This window comes from Acinetobacter pullicarnis (assembly GCF_006352475.1).
Lineage (GTDB): Bacteria > Pseudomonadota > Gammaproteobacteria > Pseudomonadales > Moraxellaceae > Acinetobacter > Acinetobacter pullicarnis.
In genome coordinates this window covers 3231024-3252026 of the sequence record NZ_VCMZ01000001.1, presented here as the reverse complement: position 1 = coordinate 3252026, position 21003 = coordinate 3231024, and the positions used below count along the sequence as shown (strand labels likewise).

The following is a 21003-nucleotide window of genomic DNA, read 5'->3' as shown; positions in this document are numbered from 1 at the left end:
TATAACTATTTAAAATTATTAAAAATAAAAAAGGTTGAATCACTTTGAATCGATCCTCGAAATCGGTAATAATCAGCGTCTCAGACTAAAGTCTTAGTCCTCCATCACCCGATTGGATTGTTGAAATGGATTTAATTCAAGAAAATGGTCAGCCACGCTATGGACGGTTTAGTGAACTACCTGTATCCATCAATATTGATCAATACATTTATAAAACACCTTTTGGTAAAATCCGAGAAGGTTGGCATAAATCATTAAAATTTAAAAAATTTAAATTTTGCTCAATTCAACATGAACATTACACCATCGGTATGGCGATTGCAGATATTGCCTGGGCGGGGCATGGCTTTATCTATGTTTATGATCATTTGAGCCAAGAAGTGATTGAATGGAATTCGATTCAATTTCTCGCACGAAATACCGTGGTTGATGAACAACCCAATTATAATCAAAGCTATTTTCATAAGGCACCGTTTCAACTGGATATTCAGCATGCCAATGGGGTGCGTTACTTACAGGTCAAAAAACACGATGAAATTGTATTTCAGGCACGGATTTTTTGCGCAGGCACCGACCCTTTAAGTATGTGTAGTCCGACAGGCATCAATGGTTGGACCTATACCCAAAAACAAAGTAGCTTGGCGGTTGAAGGCTTTTTTCTGAATAAAAGCAAACAACGGATTGAATTTGATGCCAAAAGCTTGGCTTCATTGGATGATACCTGTGGCTTTTTACGGCCTGAAACCTCTTGGTTTTGGCTGTCTTGTAATTTTTGGGATGAGCAAGGTAATCGCATTGGGCTAAATTTGGCTTCTGGTGTGAACGAAAGTTTTGGCAATGAAAATGCCTTGTGGGTCAATGGGGTATTACAGCCACTCTCCGATGTATTGTTTGAGCAGTTGGATGAACAACGTTGGTCGATTCGTTCACTGGATCAATGTTTAAATCTTGTGGTCACCACGGGGTGGCGCAGATATGAAAATTTAAACTTACGTTTGGTCGGGAGCCAGTTTAGCCAATGGCAGTCACGGGTTTCGGGTACGATTCATTTAGATGGTTGTGAGCAAGGCACAGTGTTTGATCATGAATATGCCTTACTCGAACAGCACTATGCCAAGTGGTAACGTTCGTTATATCTATTTATTCGTTATTTGCATCAGTGAGTTGGTTTGATTAAGGGCTGAGCTCACGTCAGCATGACCGCCGCTTAGTCACTTGCTGCTTGCCAAAGTGCATCACCTGCGGCAATCGGATCGCCAGTCGCGGCTAAGGTATCAACCCAGACTTGATATTGCTCAAGAACAGCATGTTGATTGGGGTGGAAGTCAGTTTTAAACCAGTCCATATAGGCCGTGCGCATACTCGATAAAATCCCTTTTTTACCGATAAACCACGGTAAGCCATGTGCCGTCATCTTGATGCGTTGTATGAGCGTAAAGCCATCCTGTTTGAGCATGACTTGGGTGCGGTAAAGGGTGAAGTTAAACATCAACAAGCTAATCAGAATTAAACTAAATTTACGTAAATTTTCAGGTACATGCGCTACTTGCTGCATCACATCAAAAGCCACATCACGATGCTCCATTTCCTCAATTGCATGCCAAGCAAATAAGGCGCGTACATAGGGGTGAGCAGTCGCCAAAGTGGCTTTTTTGCTATAAAAAGTTTCGGCCATCAGTGCGGTTAAATGTTCAGCGGCTGCCGTCATGGCAATGTTAAATTGTGGTGAGCGATAGGTCAGATCATGTTTGAAGACTTGGCTTAGGCGCTGAATGAATTGATCGACAGGCATCCCTTGCAGTTTCATTTGTTGATTCATTTGTTCATGCGCAATCCCGTGTTGGGCTTCTTGTTGAATAAAGTCGGTCACGCGTTGTTGTAAGGCGGGATCGTTAATTTTGGCGCGGAACAACCGTACACTTTTTATGAAATAACGTTCGCCTTCGGGGAAGGTCAGGCTGAGTGCATCGAACATGCGGCTACGAAAAGGATCGTTGTTAAACCAAAAACGTGGAATTTGATCGAGTTTAAAGTCGAGATGGCGCCTGACCACAGGCGAAACAGTGTGTTGGAGAGGTGCATTCATTTTATTGATTTTCTATGCAGCTTAAATCGTTCAGAGTATGGCGAGGTGCTTTTAATCTGGCATATCTAAAAGTGTCAACTTTAAGCATGTAGAGGACATTTAGATAGCTTGGACTGAGTCGGGTAGATGCTGTTGCGCCCTGTGCGAGGTAAGTCACAGGGCTATTGAGCCGGCGTTAAGCGTGTTGCTCACGCATTCTCGGAAAACGGAAGGCAATCGCAAGCAGTGCGAACACTGCCAGCACCCAGCAGTAATAAACATTGCCAATTAATTCAACCGGAGAGATTTTCGCAATTGAACAGGCCAACAACAGTTGTGCACCATAGGGAATTAAGCCTTGCACCACACAAGAGAAAATATCCAATAGGGCTGCAGCACGTTTTGGGTTGACGCCATATTCTTGGGCCACTTCACGGGCCATATCCCCAGCTAAAATAATCGCCACGGTATTATTTGCAACAAAGAGGTTGGAAAAAACCACCAAAAAACTAATCCCAATTTCACCAGCACGTTGTCGACCGACTTTAAACATGGCCGTCAGACGGTAGATGCGTTGAATTAACCAGTTTAAGCCACCTTCTTTTTGCATAATGGTCGAGAGGCCACCCAAGAACATCGACAATAATGCCACTTCAAACATGCCGGTAAAACCATCATAAATGGAGCTATTGAGTTTGAGTAGGTTGAACTCTGGTTGGATTAAAATGCCCAATAGACCAGAGAGTAAGATCCCAATCGTCAATACGGCCAAGACATGTAAGCGACTAAAGGCGAGGAAGAACACCGCCAAATAAGGCAAGATCAGCCAAACATTATAGTCTTGATGAGCAATGACCTGTGAGCCATGACTGCTAAAGAGATAGACCAATAAGGTGATGATCGAGGCTGGTAGAGCAATCCAAATATTGACACTGAACTTGGCGCGCAGTTCCACATTTAAGCTGCGTGTGGCTGCAATGGTGGTGTCAGAGATCATTGAAAGATTATCACCAAACATAGCGCCCCCCACCACCGCACCAATGGCATAGGCCACGCCAATGTCGGTGGCATTGGCAAAACCAAAGGCAATCGGTGCACAGGCGGCAATGGTGCCCATTGAGGTGCCCATCGCTGTAGCAATAAATGCGGAGATGATGAACAACATTGGTAAGACAAAAGCCGCTGGGATGATCGACAAGCCAAATTGCACTGTAGCTTCGACACTACCAATGGCGGTTGATACGCTGGCAAAAGCACCAGCGAGCATAAACACCATAAACATTAAAATCAGATTGGCGTGTCGCGCACCGGATAAAAAAGTTTCAATGGCTTCATTCATTGGGCCACGATAAATCAAGATGGCCAAAATAATGGCTGGCAAAGCGGCAACAGGCGCTTTTATTTGGTAAAAAGCAAACTCAGTGCCAATGAGGGAGTGGTAAATTCCACTGCCAAGAAAGATCGCTAAAAATACAAGAAGGGGTAACAGCGCAAGCGCACGGGCCTGTGTTTTAGCCGTGGTGTCTATGGTCATAATGCGGGAGGTTAATGAAATTAATCACGCAAGTATAAAACAGCTTGAGCCATTTCAAGAAAATAATATGCCGATGTATTGAATTTATTGACTCAATCACGGCTTAGACCCCAGAAACTGTCAAATACCAGATTTAGGCATATCATGAAAATAGCGCAATTTAGGTAGCTTTGATCATTGTGCCTGCTGACAAAATATAGATAAATGTACCACTTGAGGTGTGAGTCAAAAATCAGATGGGTTTATGCAATGCGACACCCTGTTCAATTCAGGGAAAATAGCATTACAATGCAATATCTTGTATGTTTACTTTACTCACTCCTCAAGTTTTAACAATCCAAGGGAATTACAAACCTATGTCTCGTATAGCCACTCGATTCGCACAGCTTAAATCTCAACAGCGCAAGGCTCTGGTTTCTTATGTCATGGCGGGTGACCCTCAACCTCAAGTAACCGTACCCCTGTTACATCAGATGGTTGCTGCGGGCGTAGATGTCGTTGAACTTGGAATGCCATTTTCCGATCCGATGGCCGATGGGCCTGTGATTGCTTTGGCTGGTGAACGTGCTTTGCGCGGTGGAACCAATACACTTGATGTGTTGTCCATGGTGCAACAATTTCGTCAACAAGATACAGAAACGCCAATTGTATTAATGGGCTATTTGAATCCTGTTGAAGTAATTGGTTATGAAAGTTTTGTTAAACAAGCGCATGCCAGTGGTGTCGATGGACTGATTTTGGTGGACTTACCGCCAGAAGAAGCCCAAGACTTTGATGCCATCTTAAAGCAATACGATATGGATCAAGTGTTCTTGCTTGCACCAACGTCTACCGAAGAACGTATTCGTTATGTTGCTGAACATGCCCGAGGTTTTATCTATTACGTTTCGCTCAAAGGCGTGACTGGGGCAGCGTCCCTAGACACGGCAGAAGCTGCGGCACGTATTGAAAAAATTAAATCAATGACCGATCTTCCCGTTGGTGTTGGATTTGGTATTCGCGATGCAGCGACAGCCAAAGCCATGGGCAGTGTGGCAGATGCAGTGATTGTCGGAACGGCTTTTGTTAAAAATTTCGAATCTTTAGCCCCAGAACAAGCCGTATCGCTAGCGGTCAATAAAGTCAAGGAGCTTCGAGCTGCGCTCGATGAGTTAGTATGAATCAAGAAGTAAAACCAGGGAAAGTGCTGAGTCCAGTGACACCATGGACCGATCGTTCTGTGCCAGGCATCGATATGCCGACCCAACAACAGATCCTTAAGGCGACGTTTACTGAGCCGACTATTGAGTGTCCTGAGTGCCATGCACTGGTGACACGTACGGCCATGTCTTTTAATGTTTATGTTTGTCCGCAATGTGATGAACATCTACGTATGAAAGCACGTGATCGCCTTAACTGGTTCTTTGATCAAGTGACCGAAGAGTTAGGTCAAGAATTTGCTGCCAAAGACCCGCTGCATTTTAATGACAGCAAGCCTTATCCTGAGCGTGTGAAAGAAGCGCAAAAGAAAACCGGCGAAACCGAAGCATTGTTGGTGATGCAAGGTCAGCTAAAAGGCGTTGAAATGGTGGCTTGTGCCTTTGAATTCGATTTCATGGCGGGTTCAATGGGAACCGTAGTCGGTGATCGCTTTGTACAGGCGGGTGAACGTGCGCTTAAATCAAGACTGCCATTGATTTGCTTTGCTGCTTCTGGTGGCGCACGTATGCAAGAAGGCATGTTGTCATTGATGCAAATGGCACGTACTTCAGCTGTGATCCAAAAACTCAAAGATGCAGGCTTGCCTTATCTCGTGGTTTTAACCCATCCCGTTTATGGTGGTGTGACTGCTTCTTTGGCGATGTTAGGGGATGTGCATATTGCTGAACCGAAATCTATGATTGGCTTTGCAGGGAAACGTGTGATCGAACAGACTGTGCGTGAAAAGCTCGAAGAACCGTTCCAACGTGCTGAGTTCTTGCTTGATCATGGCGTGATCGACCAAATTGTCCATCGTCATGCATTACGTGATACTGTATCCCGCATCGTAGCGAAATTGATGAATTTACCTTAATGCTCACTGCACCGCTTGCAACAGATGATTTACAAACATGGCTCGATTATTGGGGCCATGTTCACGTTACAGGGATTGATTTAGGTTTAGAACGGGTGTTGCCTGTTGCAGAAGCGCTGGGCATTATGCGTCCCAATGCAAAGGTCATCACGGTTGCAGGCACCAATGGGAAGGGCTCTACCACAACCGCGCTTGCCGCCATTCTCAATGCAGCAGGCTATCAAGTCGGTCTGTATCAATCTCCCCATATTTATCGTTTTAATGAGCGGGTCAAGCTTGCTGGTCAAGAGGTTGATGATCAACGCTTAATTGCGGCCTTTGTGCAGGTCGATCAAGCCCGCCGTGACTGCGAACTCAGCTTGTCATTTTTTGAGGCAACCACTTTGGCTGCCTTTTTAATTTTTAAACAGCAACAATGCGATGTCTGGGTACTCGAAGTGGGGCTCGGTGGTCGTCTGGATGTGGTCAATGTGATTGATCCAGATGTGGCTGTGATTACCAATATTGGTTTAGATCATATCGAATGGATCGGTGACACGATCGAAAAAATTGCCTTTGAAAAGGCAGGTATTATTCGTCCAAATATTCCTGTTGTTTTTGCAGGTAGCCAAAGCTTACCCGTTGCCATTCAAACCAAAGTCGACACATGTCAGGCCAGCCTCGCAGCCTACAATCGCGACTATTTTACCGAGATGGCAGCAGATGGTTCGCATTGGTATTTTGCTGCGCCTGGCACGACCTTAAAACTACCAATTGGCCATTTGGCAATAGAAAATCTTGCTGCGGCGATTGCGGCCATTCTAGTCAGTGGCTTAGCGGTTTCTGAGCAGGCCATGGCACAGGGTATTCAAGCCGCTGTATTGCCTGGTCGTTTTGATGTACGCCGCATTGCCCAGCAGACGGTTATTTTTGATGCAGGGCATAATCCACATGGTGTGGAATTTTTGTTGAATCAATTAGAAAAATTCTTACAATACAACGAACAGTACACGGAAATTGTGGCTGTTTTCTCAATGTTAGCCGATAAAGACATCGATGCTGTGGTGAATTTACTAAAACACAGGATCTTAACTTGGAAAATTGCAGCGCTTGCTGTGCCTCGCGCAGCAGAAATATCGCAATTACAATCCGCGTTAACAGATGAAACTGTCGCACAATATGAGAATATACAAGTCGCATTTCAATCAGCACTTGCAGAAACCAAAAATAATCAGCTGATTTTGGTATGTGGTTCATTCCATACCTTAGAGGCGGTCTGGGAGTATTTAGAAGCATGTCAATGAATAACAATCAGCGTTGGATGGGCGGTGTTGTTCTGTTGGGAGGAGGTGCGCTATTAGCGGCTTTGCTTCTAAAAGGGAAAGACGAGATCCAGCAGCAAGAACATGCGCAAGTTCCGCATCCAGTTGAGCAAGTGCGTCTGAAAAATGATCAGGCTCAAGCTTCGAGTGAAGCTGTTCATTTAGAAGCGCTTACCGTTGATGTCAACACGGAAAAACGCTTGCTTGAAGAGCAACGACGCGCACGAGAAAAAGCGATTGCTGAGCAAGATGCAAAATCGGCTGAGTTTTTGCGTATGCAGCAACAGGCTGAAGCTGCCGCGGCACAAAAGGCAGCGGAAGAATATGCTGCCATGAACGCGCGCCGTGAGTCTCGTCAACAAAGTTCTGACAATATTCCACCCGAATTGGTGAATGATGCCAAGGCGAAGGCTGGTGCAACGACAACGCAAATGACGGCAGAGCAAAAAGCAGCAGAGCAAAAAAAGTTACAGCAGCAAAAGCAGCAAACTGAAGCGGCACAAAAAAAACAGATTGAAGAACAAAAGCGTAAAGTAGCTGAAGCACAACGCAAAGCAGAGGCTGAGAAGCAACGCAAAGCGGAAGATGAAAAACAACGCAAAGCGGAAGATGAAAAACGACGTAGAGCCGCCGATGCCGAGAAACAACGCAAGGCGCAGGAACGTGCAGAGGCAGATAAACAGCGAAAACTGCAAGAAGACAAGAAAAAAGCGGATGCAGAAAAAGCCCGTAATATTCTGGAAAATGGCGACAAGCAGTGGATGGTACAAGTGGCTTTGGCCGCAAATCAGGCCAATGCAGATTCATTGGCGTCTAAATTACGCGCCAAAGGCTATAAAGTCACACAGAGCCAAACCTCAAAAGGGGTGCGGATTATGGTGGGACCTTCCAAAGATCGTAATACCGCAGACGTTTTGCGTAAAAAGATCAATGGTGATGCCAGTTTGAATATGAAGTCCGCTTGGGTCATCGATTGGGTACCACTGGATCAACGTTAATGTTATGTGATGTTGCACAAATACAGTTTCGCAAAGCAACATTGCAAGATGTCGCTGAATTGCTTCAGATTGACAGTGTGGTTGCACACGATTTAGCGCGTGCACAGCAGATTGAACAATGGGTTAAGCAGCAATACTGCGAGGTCTTGCTGCTTAACGCTAAAATTTCAGCTTATGCGGTGTTGCACCATCATTTTTTTGATCAGGCTTTTATTGAGATGTTAATGGTGAAACAGAGCTTAAGGGGCCAAGGCCTGGGGCTGAAGTTCATTGAACATTTCAAGGTCATATATCATGATGTAAAATTATTCACATCGAGTAATGCCTCAAATCTTGCGATGCAAAGTTTACTTAGCTCCGCAGGTTTTCAAGCCAGCGGTCAGATTGAAAACTTAGACCTTGATGATCCTGAATTGATTTTTTACCATCCAGTATTAGGTGCTTAACTTGTAGTCATGCAAAGTAACTGTCTTTGATATAGCCTGTTATGCCGTGATTGAGTACGCTGTTTTAATTTGCAGATGTAATTTGACTGCGTTTTAAGTTCTCACGTATCCACTGAATATTCTCAGGGCTAAACTGTTTTTCAATGTTGCGCCAAATCGGGTGGAAGCCATAGCCACCATGCTTCATTTCATTTAGTGCATCTTCGGTTGACCAATTTTCAAAAATAATACGATACATTGCAATGCTTGCACCGGTGCGATCAGAACCGTGATAGCAATGGATCAATACTTTTTCTTGGTGTTGTTCCGCCTGTTGAATGGCTTGCATGATTTGAAGAAGATCATCGCGATTGATTGCCCAAGTATTTATTGGAATGTGCACCAAATTAAAAGGTCGCTGCTTAAAAACATCTTTGTCTGGGTTGCGACTTCTGAGGTTAATCACTGTTGTAATTTGATGTTGATTGAGCGCTGGGATCAGGCTTGCATCAGGTTGTTCGCTACGGAATACATGCTGACTTATTTGGTGGAAATTATGTGCTTGAGAAAGCGATTTCCCCCAATGCTGTGGGCGGTCTTCGGCTTTTAGACTTGGAGTGCTGACACAAGCGGTGAATAAGGTTGTGCTCAGAAGCAGGCTGAGGATAAGAGGTTTATTCATATTTGATAATGTTTTAGCTCAATAGGGTCATGTGCACAAATTATTTCAATTTCGCTGTGCATCTTGGATAGGTCTTGAAGTTTCTTTAAGCTTTCTAAACGTAAAATATTATTGTCCGCCAAGAACTGTTCAGTACGATTTAAAATAGATAGTTTTTTATTTGGATTCAAGGCTAAACGGCAATAATAAGCGTCACCGCAGTATAACAACCAGCCTGTGGCCTGTCGAATGGCGATGCCACAATGCCCAGCACTATGACCGGGCAGGGCAATCATGAGAATTTCATCTTGGAACAATTGAAAACTGTGGATGCGGGTGAGATTAAACCATGCATCACCCGGTTGTGGGTCTAGAAAATTCCAATAACGATGAGTTTGGAATTGATGTGGTCGATAACGCATTTTGCTTTTATAGTCTGAATTAAAAGTCGCATTAAACTCTGTTGACAGTACATGCACCGTTGCATCGGGAAAGTCAGAAATACCGCCCGCATGGTCAAAGTCCAAATGACTGAGCAAAATATGTTTTACATCGTTGGATTTAAACCCCAGTTTCTGAATTTGAGCAATCGCGGTAAAGGCTAAATTGTGTTGAATGCCACTGAGTTTGGGGATTAAACGGCCGAGTCGCTGCTGTGGATGTAAATAGTCCTGAACCCCTAAACCGGTATCGACCAGCACCAAGCCCTGATCTGTTTCAATCAATAAACAATGACAGACGATCTCAGCTTTCGCACCTTTTTGGCCAAAAAGTGGCGCATAGAGAGGGCGCATGCTGCCGCAGTGCAGATGGTGGACCTGATAAATCATCACTTCAACGTTCTACAGAAGAAGGGTTTTTATACCTTAGATTGCTCGATTTAGCGAATATATTCGTGAAGATACCCGAGGATTTAGAATCTGCATCATATCGATGTGAAGGTGAGGATGCAGATCTAAGTGCATTGAATTAGTTCAGATTAGGCTGTGCAGTAAGGCGTAAATAGGGCGTGACCGCGGTATAACCTGTGGGAAAGCGCTGTTGGATTTCGGCTTCATCTTGGAGCGAGGGCACAATCACCACATCATCACCCTGTTGCCAATTGGCTGGGGTTGCAACTTTATATTGATCAGTCAATTGTAATGAGTCGAGTACGCGGAGAATTTCATGGAAGTTTCGGCCCGTCGACGCAGGATAGGTGATGATTAAGCGGACTTTTTTGAGTGGATCAATAATGACCAAAGAACGCACAGTTAGCGTTTCACTGGCATTGGGGTGAATGAAATCATAAAGCGTGGATACTTTGCGGTCTTTGTCTGCCAAGATTGGAAAGTTGACGGTAGTTTTTTGACTGTGATTGATGTCTTCAATCCAACCCTGATGTGATGCAACATCATCGACAGAAAGAGCCAATACTTTCACGTTACGTTTAGAAAATTCATCTTTGAGTTTGGCGGTATAGCCAAGTTCAGTGGTGCAGACGGGGGTATAGTCCGCAGGATGTGAAAATAAAATGCCCCAACGATCTCCAAGAAATGTATGAAAGTCGATTTTTCCTTCGCTTGAGTCTTGTTCAAAATTGGGTGCAAGATCACCGAGATGTAATGCCATGCGAGAACCTCTATTGTGGGATATTGTTGATGTTATGAATGACGAATATCCCTGAGTTTCTTCAGAAGATGAAATAGTGTTTTTGCATTTCGTTATGAATAAAGTCGCTATAAAAAGCAACAGCAATAAAAAATATCATGGATTCATGTCGATATTCGGTGTATTGGATGATCAAATTTGCTACATTAGAGCGCCTTAGATTGAAAATATTAGCGTTCTGAAATGATTTTATGTAGGGAATGAGCTAAAACCCTTGTACTTCAAATTTCTAGCACCATAATAACGTCTGAGAAAAAACTATTTTGACAAGCAAGATTTAGAGAGTCTATTCATGTTGGCAAGTCTGATCGGAGGAATCTTCGGTACCAAAAATGAGCGTGAACTCAAGCGAATGAGAAAAATCGTTGATAAAGTCAACGCGCTCGAGCCGACGATATCTGCCCTAAGCGATGCAGACTTATCTGCAAAAACAGAACAATTTAAGCAGCGACATAACAAAGGCGAAAGCCTGGACCAATTGTTGCCTGAGGCTTTTGCGGTTTGCCGTGAAGCTGGTAAACGTATCATGGGCATGCGCCATTATGATGTGCAAATTATTGGTGGTATTACCTTGCACGAAGGTAAAATTGCAGAAATGCGTACAGGTGAAGGTAAAACCCTCATGGGTACTTTGGCTGTTTACCTCAATGCAATTAGCGCTACTGGTGTGCATGTCATCACGGTAAACGATTATTTGGCACAACGTGATGCCGAATTAAACCGTCCGTTATATGAGTTCTTGGGTTTAAGCGTTGGCGTGATTTATTCCATGCAATCGCAGTACGAAAAGGCAGAAGCTTATCGTGCGGATATTACCTACGGCACAAATAACGAATTTGGTTTTGATTATCTTCGTGACAACATGGTCTTTTCCATGGCGGAGAAAAAGCAGCGTGGTTTGGTCTATGCCATTATCGATGAAGTGGATTCCATTCTGATCGATGAAGCACGGACCCCGTTGATTATTTCTGGGCAAAGTGAAGATTCTTCTCAGCTGTATATTGCGATTAACGATATTCCATTTAAGTTGACGCCGCAAAAAGAAGAAAAAGTTGCAGATGGTGGTCACTTCTGGATTGACGAAAAACAGCGCACTGTTGAAATGACTGAAATCGGTTATGAAACAGTGGAGTCTGAATTAATTCAAATGGGTTTGTTGGCTGAAGGTGAAAGTCTTTATTCAGCATCCAATCTCAACCTCGTACACCATGTCACTGCTGCAATTCGTGCACATTTCCTATATCAACGTAATGTGCAATATATTGTAGACAATGGCGAAGTGGTGATCGTTGATGAAAATACTGGGCGTACCATGCCTGGTCGTCGTTGGTCTGAAGGTCTACATCAAGCAGTCGAAGCCAAAGAAGGTCTGGAAGTACAACCTGAAAACCAAACCTTGGCGACAACCACATTCCAGAACTATTTCCGTCTGTATAAAAAACTGTCTGGTATGACCGGAACAGCAGATACAGAAGCTTCGGAAATGAAAGAAATTTATGGACTTGATGTGGTGATTATTCCAACCCATCGTCCAATGGTTCGTGTTGATCAAAACGATTTAATCTATTTAAATCGTAATGGTAAATACAACGCGATCATTCACGAAATTAAAAAGATTCATGAGGCCGGTGTTGCACCAATTCTGATTGGTACCGCAACTATCGAAGCCAGTGAAATTTTATCGGACAAGCTTAAAGAAGCAGGGATCAGCCATGAAGTGCTGAATGCCAAGCAGCATGAGCGCGAGGCCGATATTATTGCCCAAGCAGGTTCACCACTTGCCGTTACGATTGCCACCAATATGGCAGGTCGTGGTACGGATATTTTACTTGGTGGTAACTGGAAAGCAAAACTGGCTAAAATTGAAAACCATACAGCAGAAGATGAAGCACGTCTAAAAGCTGAATGGGAACACAATAACGCTGCGGTGCTCAGTTCAGGTGGTTTACACATTATTGGTTCTGAGCGTCATGAATCACGTCGTATTGATAACCAGTTGCGTGGTCGTTCTGGTCGCCAAGGTGATCCAGGTGTTTCACGCTTCTTCTTGTCACTCGAAGATGATTTGATGCGTATTTTTGCAGGCGATCGTGTTGTTGGAATGATGCGTGCGATGGGCTTGCAAGAAGATGAGGCGATCGAACACAAAATGGTGTCGCGTTCCATTGAAAATGCACAGCGTAAAGTTGAAGCACGTAACTTTGATATTCGTAAGAATCTATTGAAATACGATGACGTCAACAACGAACAGCGTAAAATCATTTACTCGCAGCGTGATGAAGTTCTGGTTGAGCCAAGCTTACAAGACTATCTAGAAGAAATGCATCGTGAAGTGGTTAAAGGTTTGATCGAAACTTATATTCCGCCTGAATCAATTCATGATCAGTGGGATATTCCTGGTTTGGAACAGGCTTTAAGTGCGGAATTTTCTCTTGATTTGCCAATTACACAATGGCTAGACCAAGATCGTCGTCTGGATGAAGAAGGTTTGGTTGAGCGTATTCGTGATGCTTTGGTTGAGCGCTATCGTAACCGTCGTGAACAGATGGGTGAAGAGTCTGCACCAACACTCGAACGTCATTACATGCTTGGTTCGCTTGATCGTCACTGGAAAGAGCACTTGGGTGCGATGGATTATCTACGTCAAGGGATTCACTTGCGTGGCTATGCCCAAAAGAACCCAGAGCAGGAATACAAAAAAGAAGCATTTAACTTATTTGTAAACATGCTTGCTGCGATTAAGTCCGATGTGGTTACCGATTTGTCGATGGTTCGTGTGCCGACTGCAGAAGAACTTGCAGAAATGGCTGCACAGCAACAAGCACAAGCCGATGCAATGCAGTTGTCATTTGCCCATGGTGAAGTTGATGGCTTAACGGGTGAAGTGATTGTCGATGAGCAAGAACAGCCTCAGGTGATTCAAGCACCGGAAAGCCGCAATGCACCTTGCCCTTGTGGTTCGGGTTTAAAATACAAACAGTGTCACGGCAAGATCTAGAGCACGAAAAGCAGAACGAATGTTCTGCTTTTTTATAATCTATTGCACAAAAGTTAATTTCATTGCAGGATAGCGCATTAAATGATATTTACTTGCACATTCAGATTGAGAACTGGGAAGACAATGAAAAAAGTATTAAAAACTTTATTATTTGCAGCGGTCGCTGTTCCAATGTTCGCTGTTGCAGCACCACAAACCACAACAGTGGAAAAGGTACAAGCAGCAACAGGCGCTGTAACTCCACAAGTTGAAGTCAAGCGTGAAGCGACAAGCGTCATTAGTCCACGTACAGGGATTCGTTATACCTTGGGTGAAACGGGCAACCGACCAATTCTATTAAAAACAGCAAGCATTGCAGCTGCTACACCTGCAACCGCAAATCGTGTGGTTGCAGCCAATCCCGCACTTTCTCCAGCAAGCCAAGAAAAAGCCAAACAAGCGCTGTTGAATAGCCCAAGTACATTGGCTTCAGCACCATAAGCGTTATACATCCTCGCAATATCCTCATGCATGAAATCAAGCCTTTTTGAGTTTCATGCATGAAACTCAAAAAACTTCACACTTTCAAATTGCTTAGACTCGATTTTTGTCTAATTTTCTACTAAGCTGTCTTTTTTTAATAACAAACTGGACATTTAAAAATGGCTGTTGGTGACGTAACGATGCCACATATGCATGTGGTTCAAGGTGTAAAAATAGGTTCAGCAGAAGCATATATCCGTTATCCTAATCGACGCGATTTAGTCATTTTTGAATTTGCTGAAGGAACGCAGGTTGCAGGTGTTTTTACCCAAAATGCATTTTGTGCTGCACCGGTTAAAGTGTCTAAAGTACATTTACAACAAGCCAATGCACGTTATCTAGTGATTAATACAGGTAATGCCAATGCAGGAACAGGCCCGACGGGTCTCTCTAATGCACAGCAAACCTGTGTCAAGCTTGCAGAATTGGCCGGTGTACAAGAATATGAAATTCTACCTTTTTCAACTGGTGTGATTGGTGAACAGCTACCGATTCAGCGTTTGGTTGATGGGTTACCAATGGCATTGGAAAGCTTGAACGCAGATGCATGGCTAGATGCTGCAACGGGTATTATGACCACGGACACCACGCCTAAAGGCGCTTCTGAGCAATTTGAGCTTGATGGTGTTGTGTATACCATGACGGGTATTTCTAAAGGCGCTGGTATGATTCGCCCCAATATGGCGACCATGCTGGGTTTTGTGGCGACCGATTTAGCCATTGAACGTGGTCTATTAGAACAGTTGCTCAGTGAAGCGGTGAATGTTTCTTTTAATCGTATTACGGTTGATGGTGATACGTCGACCAACGATTCTTGTATTGTGGCAGCAACAGGCAAAGCGGGTGGGCAAATCTTGTCTTCAAGCCAAGACCCACGTTATGCCGAGGTACTCAGTGTACTCAGTAGAATTATGCAGCGTCTTGCACAACTGATCATCCGTGATGGTGAAGGTGCGACCAAGTTTATTACGATTGCAGTGGAAGGTGGTGAAAATACCCAAGAGTGTTGTGATATCGCATATAGCATTGCACACTCACCTTTGGTAAAAACTGCAATTTTTGCTTCAGATCCAAACTGGGGACGCATCTTGTGTGCCATTGGCTACGCAGGCGTCACTGATTTAGATGTAGAAAAAATTCAAGTTTGGCTAGACGATGTGCAAATCTGTAAAGATGGCGGCGCTGCTGCTGATTATACTGAGGCAGAAGGCTCACGCGTGATGTCACAAACAGAAATGACCATTCGGGTAGACTTGGGTCGAGGGGAAGCAAAAGACACGGTATATACCTGCGATTTGTCGTATGATTACGTCAAGATTAATGCAGATTACCGTTCATAGTGATTTAGAAAAAACCTCCTCAGTGAGGTTTTTTCGTATTCAGGGTGCTTTTTCTTTTTTGAAATGACGTGCCCTATATTTTTAATGAAATTGATAAATGAATTATTTATCAGGTGTAAAGCAAGCCACAGCGCAAGCATAAGGATAGAGAAGGCCTTTTATGAAAGATGCGAATCAGTTAATTGCCAACGATGCCAAGTCGATTGTGCAGACGCATTTAGATCGGTTAGGTGAAACTAAGGACAGTCGTTTAGACCCCGTGCTTAAACGAGAGAAGTTTCAGCAGATTCAAGCAGCACTTGAAAAGCGTAATGCCGTTTTAGTCGCGCATTACTATTGTGATCCAGATGTACAAGAGTTGGCTGAAGCAACCGGTGGTTGTGTTTCAGACTCTTTGGAAATGGCGCGTTTTGGCCGAGATCATGCTGCAACAACATTGTTGGTCGCGGGTGTTAAATTTATGGGGGAGACGGCTAAAATTCTTTCTCCAGAAAAAACCATTCTTATGCCAACCTTAGAAGCCACCTGTTCTTTAGACTTAGGCTGCCCAGCCGATGCGTTTGGTGCATTTTGTGATGCCAATCCGGACTATACGGTGGTGGTTTATGCCAACACCTCTGCTGCAGTTAAAGCACGTGCAGATTGGGTGGTGACTTCAAGTTGCGCAGTTGAAATTATTGAACATCTAGATAGCTTGGGTGAGAAAATCATTTGGGCGCCGGATCAGCATTTAGGGCGCTATATTCAAAAACAAACCAAAGCAGAAATGTTGATTTGGGATGGTGCTTGTATTGTGCATGAGGAGTTCCGTGCACGTGGTATTGAGCGGATGAGAGCGATCTACCCGAATGCAGCAGTTTTGGTGCATCCAGAGTCTCCTGAGTCGGTCGTTGCGGTTGCTGATGCTGTTGGTAGTACCTCGCAATTAATTAAGGCGGCGCAGACCTTACCGCACGATACGCTGATCGTTGCGACAGATCGCGGCATTTTTTATAAAATGCAACAGGCCGTGCCGCATAAAACCTTGCTTGAAGCACCTACTGCTGGGGAAGGGGCGACCTGTCGATCTTGTGCGCATTGCCCGTGGATGGCGATGAACGAACTCGATGGCATCTTGCATGTGCTTGAGCATGGTGATCAAGAAATCTTTGTGGATGAGCAGCTTGCAGCACGTGCAAAACTGCCTTTAGATCGCATGTTGCAGTTCAGTGCAGCACTAAAATCGTAAAAATCAGTCAAAATGTTTGATTAATATACACTTGACACGGTTTTCGCATTTTTTTTAAGGATAGGTGTTGACGTAATCCAACGTCACGCCTAGAATGCACACCGTACCGCACGATGTGTAGTACGACAAGCTGAGATGAATCGGAGCATGGCGCAGCCTGGTAGCGCATCTGGTTTGGGACCAGAGGGTCGTAGGTTCGAATCCTACTGCTCCGACCAATTCTTCAAGGCAAAGGTTTCATGATGTTTATTGTCATTGTTACGCGCCTGTAGCTCAGTAGGATAGAGCATCCGCCTTCTAAGCGGATGGTCACAGGTTCGAATCCTGTCAGGCGCACCATTTATGGTGACTTGATAAATTAGAACCAAAAGATTTATGATGGTGGATGTAGCTCAGTTGGTAGAGCCCCGGATTGTGATTCCGGTTGTCGCGGGTTCGAATCCCGTCATTCACCCCACTTCATAAATAGCAGGCAACACGATCGGAGCATGGCGCAGCCTGGTAGCGCATCTGGTTTGGGACCAGAGGGTCGTAGGTTCGAATCCTACTGCTCCGACCACTTTAAGTTCAGTAAGATTAAAGTGAAAACAAAATCCGCATTAGCGGTTTTTTTTTGCCTAAAATTTAATAAAACTAAAATAATACAATGCTCCTTGCACAATCACCTTAAAAGCTACAGCAATCCAATCTCCGCAGCATACAGACTCATGCCTTGTAAGCAAAGGGCATAGGTATCCATACCAATACTTAAGAAATATATAGTCAAAATAAGTAAGCTATTTGAGCTTATTACAAGGTATTTAAGTCCTGTTTAGATTTGGAATTTAGGGGTAAGTACAAATTCCATTGAATTCCAAAAATCCCCAATCTTCCCGCTTACGCCCTATATGACTCATCTTTTTCAAAGAGGGGAGCTTTTTTTGGGGGATTCAATGAGCAGCATTGCTACGCAAGGATGGGTTACTTTGGGTCGTAAACAGCATCTCAAAAGATGTGTGGGTACCTATGAGGTAACGGGAGTATGGTGATATCTAAGTATAGAGTATTGCTTGATGTATATATTTTGATTGGGGTGATTAGGGACGGATAAGGGCATAAAAATGGACGCCTTACTGCAGCGAGTAAAAGGAATCCATTGTTAAGTTTGATGGGTTGAGCTGAAGAGCTTGACGTGGTGAACTATGGAATAATCGTAATATTTACACGTCTATTTTTTGCTCTGTTTTCATCTGTGTCATTACTGAAAAGCGGTTGGCTAGAGCCACGACCTATTGTTTTGATATTTTGATTTTCAAAACCATTTTCAATGAAGATGTAAGCAACGCTTTGTGCGCGTTTTTCTGATAATTGCTGGTTGTATTCTAACTGGCCGATGTTATCTGTATGCCCAATGACTTTGAGTTTTCCGAGGTGATATTTTTTGAGTTGATCCGACAAGCGAGTAAGCTCGGTTTGTTGTGTTGTCTTGATTTCATACTCATTGAAATTAAATAATATACGTTCAGGTAAGCGTAGGGTCCAGCCCTCATCAGTTAGGGTGAAGCCTTCCTTTTTTAACATTCGTGCTTGTTTATAGCTTAAATGACCTAAGTTGAGGCATCCAGTTAGGCTAAAAGCCAATAACAATAACGTAAATATTCTTAAGGGCTTACTTGGTAAGTTCATCACAATTTAAATCCTCACGGGTCGCAATATGCCAGTTTTCATCGAGTAGCTTTGCTTTATACATGGCGCTATCTGCAGCTGTGATTAAATCTTCGGGAGATTTAAAGCACTTGAAGAAAGCGATACCAATACTAAAGCTGAAATGTATTTCTGTTTTCTCGTAATAAAGTGGTGCTTTACAGCAGTTTAATAAATGTTTGGCAATAGAGATTGAATGTTCAGGCTTTTGAATATTTTTTAAGAGAATGGCAAATTCATCACCGCCCAAGCGAGCAATAAAATCATCCTGTCTCAAGCTGGTTTTTAAGCGTAGAGACATTTCTTTTAAAACAGCATCACCTGCTAAGTGACCGTATTGGTCATTGATTTCTTTGAAGTGATTGTTGTCAATATACAGTAAAGCTGTATTTTGAAGGTTCGGTTGATAAAATATTTGAAATAAAGTCTGATAGAAAAAATTTCGATTAGGAAGCTGTGTCAATTCATCATGTCGCGCTTGATGAGCTAATTTATCATTTTCTGTTTGTAGTTGCTGATTGGATTGTTGAATTTTTTCTAATAATTCGTTGAAAACAATATTTAAGTCTTGAAACTCATCAATAGGCGAGTCAGGTAGGCGAATTTGGTAGTTCTTTCTCAAACTAATGAGTCGTGCGGTGGATACGATTGGGTGGATCGAATTCATTAAATATTGATAAATAGAGCGTACCAACCAAAATATTGTTGCCAATATAATCAGAAAGCCAAGACTTAAACTGAGCAGGATTTTATGTACAAATGCGACAAGATTGGAGGCATTACCATAGACCTGAACTTCACCATATTTTTTTTGATTATGTGTAATCGTGACTTGAATGGGTTGATTGAAAAATAATCGATCTAAAATATAAGTAGTGGGTGTCCAGTTTTGTTGCGGTTGCTCTATATGTGCAAGTCTTTGGTTATTTTGATCCATGACATTAATGGAGCGTATTGGGTATTCTTCGGCGTATTCTTCTAAAATTTGTTTGATTGTCACTTTGTCATTAAAGACCACAGCGGGTTGAATTCTCTCGCTAAGTGCATCCGCTAAAATAACTAAGCCTTGTTGAGCATAGGTTCGCATAGTATATGCTGAAACCACGAAAAAGATAATCGTACAAATGGTGAAGGTTAGCCCGAAAATAGCCAATTGAGATCGTTTAAATACATTTTGCAAGGATGTCGTTTGGTAGAGGCGTTTGATCATTACTCCTCCAAAGACTTGGTTAATAGTAAAACACGAGGGTCAACATGAACCTTGGATTGACTTAAACTGTCTAAATTGACTTTAAACGAGGTTAGTTGTTTACGCTTATATAGGCAAAATGCACTTCCGACTTCACATTCATTGTTATTTGAGCTAAAGGACAGGGTTGCTGTATTCAGTTGAGTGTTTAAGATATTTTGTTCTTGTCGGGGAGTAAAAGTAGAAAAGAAAACAGCCTGGCATGACGATTTAGAAAGATTGGGTAAGGTTATCGATTGTACCTGGTAATTATATTTAGACTGCTGTGCGACAGTTTTAAATTGATTGGCTAGGTTGGTATTATCGACAACACATAGTACTGGTGTGGAAGAGAGTGCATTCCATTTGGCATAACTTAGGATCGAAAATGTAGTCACGAATATATTGTGTGTTGAAATAGCATGTGTCGGCACAGCGAGAAAATATAGGAGCAGTGCCAAGCTTAATCTTGGACTTGGATTTTTCACTTCTGAGTAATATTCTGATTCTGGGGAGAAAGTGTTGACTATTTTAGCTGAGTCAGCAGTATAAAAAAAGGTTAAAAAATAACAGGGCATTTCTATCCCTATGAATTACATAGCGACTTAGAGGGATAAATCCATAAAAGTGCAGCTGAAGAAGGTGTTTAAATATTATATAGCTTAAGGGAGATAGCATATTTTCTCTAGGCATTCTTAATGTACTGCGAGAAAAGTTGTATTAAACAAAAGTTATTAAAGTACTTAATTGTTTTTAATGCTTGAATAAACGCTCTGCTGTGCACAGAAATAATTTTAAAAAAAAATCGGTGTCTTTTTCCTAAAAGGCACCGATTTTTGCATTTAGCTTGTAGGAATATGGGGGTGTTGATGATTAATTGGTCGATTTGGTTTAATTGAAGCAGATATAAATAATGGTTAAGTGGATTTATATAAATAAAGTCATTGGTTTTGGTTATAAAAGCAACTGACAAAGCATTTAATCGGGTATTTGGATTGAAAAATAGCCACCTGATTGAAATAAGTTGAAATAGGGGTTGCGCACGATTTTTTTTCGCCTATAATGCACATCCATCGGCGGTGATATTAATAAGAACTTGTTGAATAACAAGCACTTAGCTTTAAGTTAAGATGTTTGGATTGCAGATAAGGGCTTTAAATTAAATAACATTACTTGTTGACTTTCTAAATAAAGAGAGTAACATAGCCGACCTAGCTTGCTGCTGACGAAGCAGTAAGTAAATCATTAAGAGATTATGAAGAACAACTTGTGTGGATTTTTACTGGTTGATTGATCAAATATTATCATTGATTGATT

The 21003-nt window shown here is 42.8% G+C and carries 18 protein-coding genes and 4 tRNA genes; 14 read left to right on the top strand and 8 right to left on the bottom strand.

Features of this window, described 5'->3' with window-relative positions:
* Positions 1-125 precede the first annotated feature (125 nt).
* On the top strand, positions 126-1124 hold the full coding sequence (locus tag FD716_RS14455; RefSeq protein WP_139852977.1) for a DUF2804 domain-containing protein: 999 nt from the start codon (positions 126-128) through the stop codon (positions 1122-1124).
* 83 nt (positions 1125-1207) lie between these two features.
* Here the strand turns inward: FD716_RS14455 and FD716_RS14450 are convergent, their stop codons facing one another.
* Positions 1208-2086 carry a metal-dependent hydrolase gene (locus FD716_RS14450; protein ID WP_139852976.1) on the bottom strand — a complete coding sequence of 293 codons (879 nt, stop codon included), beginning with the start codon at positions 2084-2086 and terminating at the stop codon, positions 1208-1210.
* Positions 2087-2261: 175 nt separating this feature from the next.
* Complete coding sequence (locus FD716_RS14445; RefSeq protein WP_139852975.1) at positions 2262-3599, bottom strand: Na+/H+ antiporter NhaC family protein; 1338 nt, start codon at positions 3597-3599, stop codon at positions 2262-2264.
* A 356-nt stretch (positions 3600-3955) separates the two neighbouring features.
* Between FD716_RS14445 and trpA the strand changes: the two genes are divergently transcribed.
* From trpA to FD716_RS14420, 5 genes are read left to right on the top strand one after another with little or no spacing between them, the layout of a single operon-like run.
* The gene (gene trpA, locus FD716_RS14440; RefSeq protein ID WP_139852974.1) at positions 3956-4759 is read left to right on the top strand and encodes a tryptophan synthase subunit alpha; all 804 of its coding nucleotides are present in this window, start codon (positions 3956-3958) and stop codon (positions 4757-4759) included.
* Positions 4756-5652, top strand: coding sequence for an acetyl-CoA carboxylase, carboxyltransferase subunit beta (gene accD / locus FD716_RS14435; RefSeq protein WP_139852973.1), 897 nt, complete (start codon positions 4756-4758; stop codon positions 5650-5652). The genes trpA and accD overlap by 4 nt, the downstream gene beginning before the upstream one ends.
* Entirely contained in the window at positions 5652-6935 is a 1284-nt protein-coding gene (gene folC / locus FD716_RS14430; protein WP_139852972.1) for a bifunctional tetrahydrofolate synthase/dihydrofolate synthase, read from the top strand. Before accD ends, folC begins: the two co-directional genes overlap by 1 nt.
* Entirely contained in the window at positions 6926-7951 is a 1026-nt protein-coding gene (locus FD716_RS14425; RefSeq protein WP_171477054.1) for an SPOR domain-containing protein, read from the top strand. The genes folC and FD716_RS14425 overlap by 10 nt, the downstream gene beginning before the upstream one ends.
* Positions 7951-8397 (top strand): GNAT family N-acetyltransferase, encoded by a 447-nt coding sequence (locus tag FD716_RS14420; protein WP_139852971.1) that lies wholly within the window; start codon positions 7951-7953, stop codon positions 8395-8397. The genes FD716_RS14425 and FD716_RS14420 overlap by 1 nt, the downstream gene beginning before the upstream one ends.
* 64 nt (positions 8398-8461) lie before the next feature.
* On the opposite strand, the gene FD716_RS14415 is transcribed toward FD716_RS14420, so the two are convergent.
* The 3 genes from FD716_RS14415 to FD716_RS14405 form a co-directional block, all read right to left on the bottom strand.
* Positions 8462-9058, bottom strand: coding sequence for a dual specificity protein phosphatase family protein (locus tag FD716_RS14415; RefSeq protein ID WP_139852970.1), 597 nt, complete (start codon positions 9056-9058; stop codon positions 8462-8464).
* A complete protein-coding gene (locus FD716_RS14410) occupies positions 9055-9867 on the bottom strand; it encodes an MBL fold metallo-hydrolase (protein WP_139853706.1) in 813 nt (270 codons plus the stop codon). The genes FD716_RS14415 and FD716_RS14410 overlap by 4 nt, the downstream gene beginning before the upstream one ends.
* A 139-nt stretch (positions 9868-10006) precedes the next feature.
* Positions 10007-10648 (bottom strand): peroxiredoxin, encoded by a 642-nt coding sequence (locus FD716_RS14405; RefSeq protein ID WP_139852969.1) that lies wholly within the window; start codon positions 10646-10648, stop codon positions 10007-10009.
* A gap of 331 nt (positions 10649-10979) precedes the next feature.
* Here FD716_RS14405 and secA point away from each other — a divergent pair, with 331 nt between their 5' ends.
* The 8 genes from secA to FD716_RS14365 all read left to right on the top strand — a co-directional run bounded on the left by secA (position 10980) and on the right by FD716_RS14365 (position 17334).
* Positions 10980-13685 carry a preprotein translocase subunit SecA gene (gene secA, locus FD716_RS14400; protein ID WP_139852968.1) on the top strand — a complete coding sequence of 902 codons (2706 nt, stop codon included), beginning with the start codon at positions 10980-10982 and terminating at the stop codon, positions 13683-13685.
* A 123-nt stretch (positions 13686-13808) separates the two neighbouring features.
* The gene (locus FD716_RS14395) at positions 13809-14165 is read left to right on the top strand and encodes a hypothetical protein (protein WP_139852967.1); all 357 of its coding nucleotides are present in this window, start codon (positions 13809-13811) and stop codon (positions 14163-14165) included.
* A 161-nt stretch (positions 14166-14326) separates the two neighbouring features.
* Complete coding sequence (argJ, locus tag FD716_RS14390) at positions 14327-15547, top strand: bifunctional glutamate N-acetyltransferase/amino-acid acetyltransferase ArgJ (RefSeq protein WP_139852966.1); 1221 nt, start codon at positions 14327-14329, stop codon at positions 15545-15547.
* Between the two features lie 160 nt (positions 15548-15707).
* Positions 15708-16775, top strand: a complete 1068-nt coding sequence (gene nadA, locus FD716_RS14385; protein WP_139852965.1) for a quinolinate synthase NadA — start codon at positions 15708-15710, stop codon at positions 16773-16775.
* Positions 16776-16916: 141 nt separating this feature from the next.
* A tRNA-Pro gene (locus FD716_RS14380) sits at positions 16917-16993 on the top strand.
* 44 nt (positions 16994-17037) lie between these two features.
* Positions 17038-17114: transfer RNA gene (locus tag FD716_RS14375), tRNA-Arg, on the top strand.
* A 42-nt stretch (positions 17115-17156) separates the two neighbouring features.
* A tRNA-His gene (locus FD716_RS14370) sits at positions 17157-17232 on the top strand.
* A gap of 25 nt (positions 17233-17257) precedes the next feature.
* A tRNA-Pro gene (locus FD716_RS14365) sits at positions 17258-17334 on the top strand.
* A 620-nt stretch (positions 17335-17954) separates the two neighbouring features.
* On the opposite strand, the gene FD716_RS14360 is transcribed toward FD716_RS14365, so the two are convergent.
* From FD716_RS14360 to FD716_RS14350, 3 genes are read right to left on the bottom strand one after another with little or no spacing between them, the layout of a single operon-like run.
* Positions 17955-18440: an OmpA family protein gene (locus FD716_RS14360; RefSeq protein ID WP_139852964.1), complete on the bottom strand. Its 486-nt coding sequence runs from the start codon at positions 18438-18440 to the stop codon at positions 17955-17957.
* Positions 18424-19668: a sensor domain-containing diguanylate cyclase gene (locus FD716_RS19330; protein WP_171477053.1), complete on the bottom strand. Its 1245-nt coding sequence runs from the start codon at positions 19666-19668 to the stop codon at positions 18424-18426. The genes FD716_RS14360 and FD716_RS19330 overlap by 17 nt, the downstream gene beginning before the upstream one ends.
* Entirely contained in the window at positions 19668-20147 is a 480-nt protein-coding gene (locus FD716_RS14350) for a YfiR family protein (RefSeq protein WP_228714956.1), read from the bottom strand. The genes FD716_RS19330 and FD716_RS14350 overlap by 1 nt, the downstream gene beginning before the upstream one ends.
* Between the last annotated feature and the right edge of the window lie 856 nt (positions 20148-21003).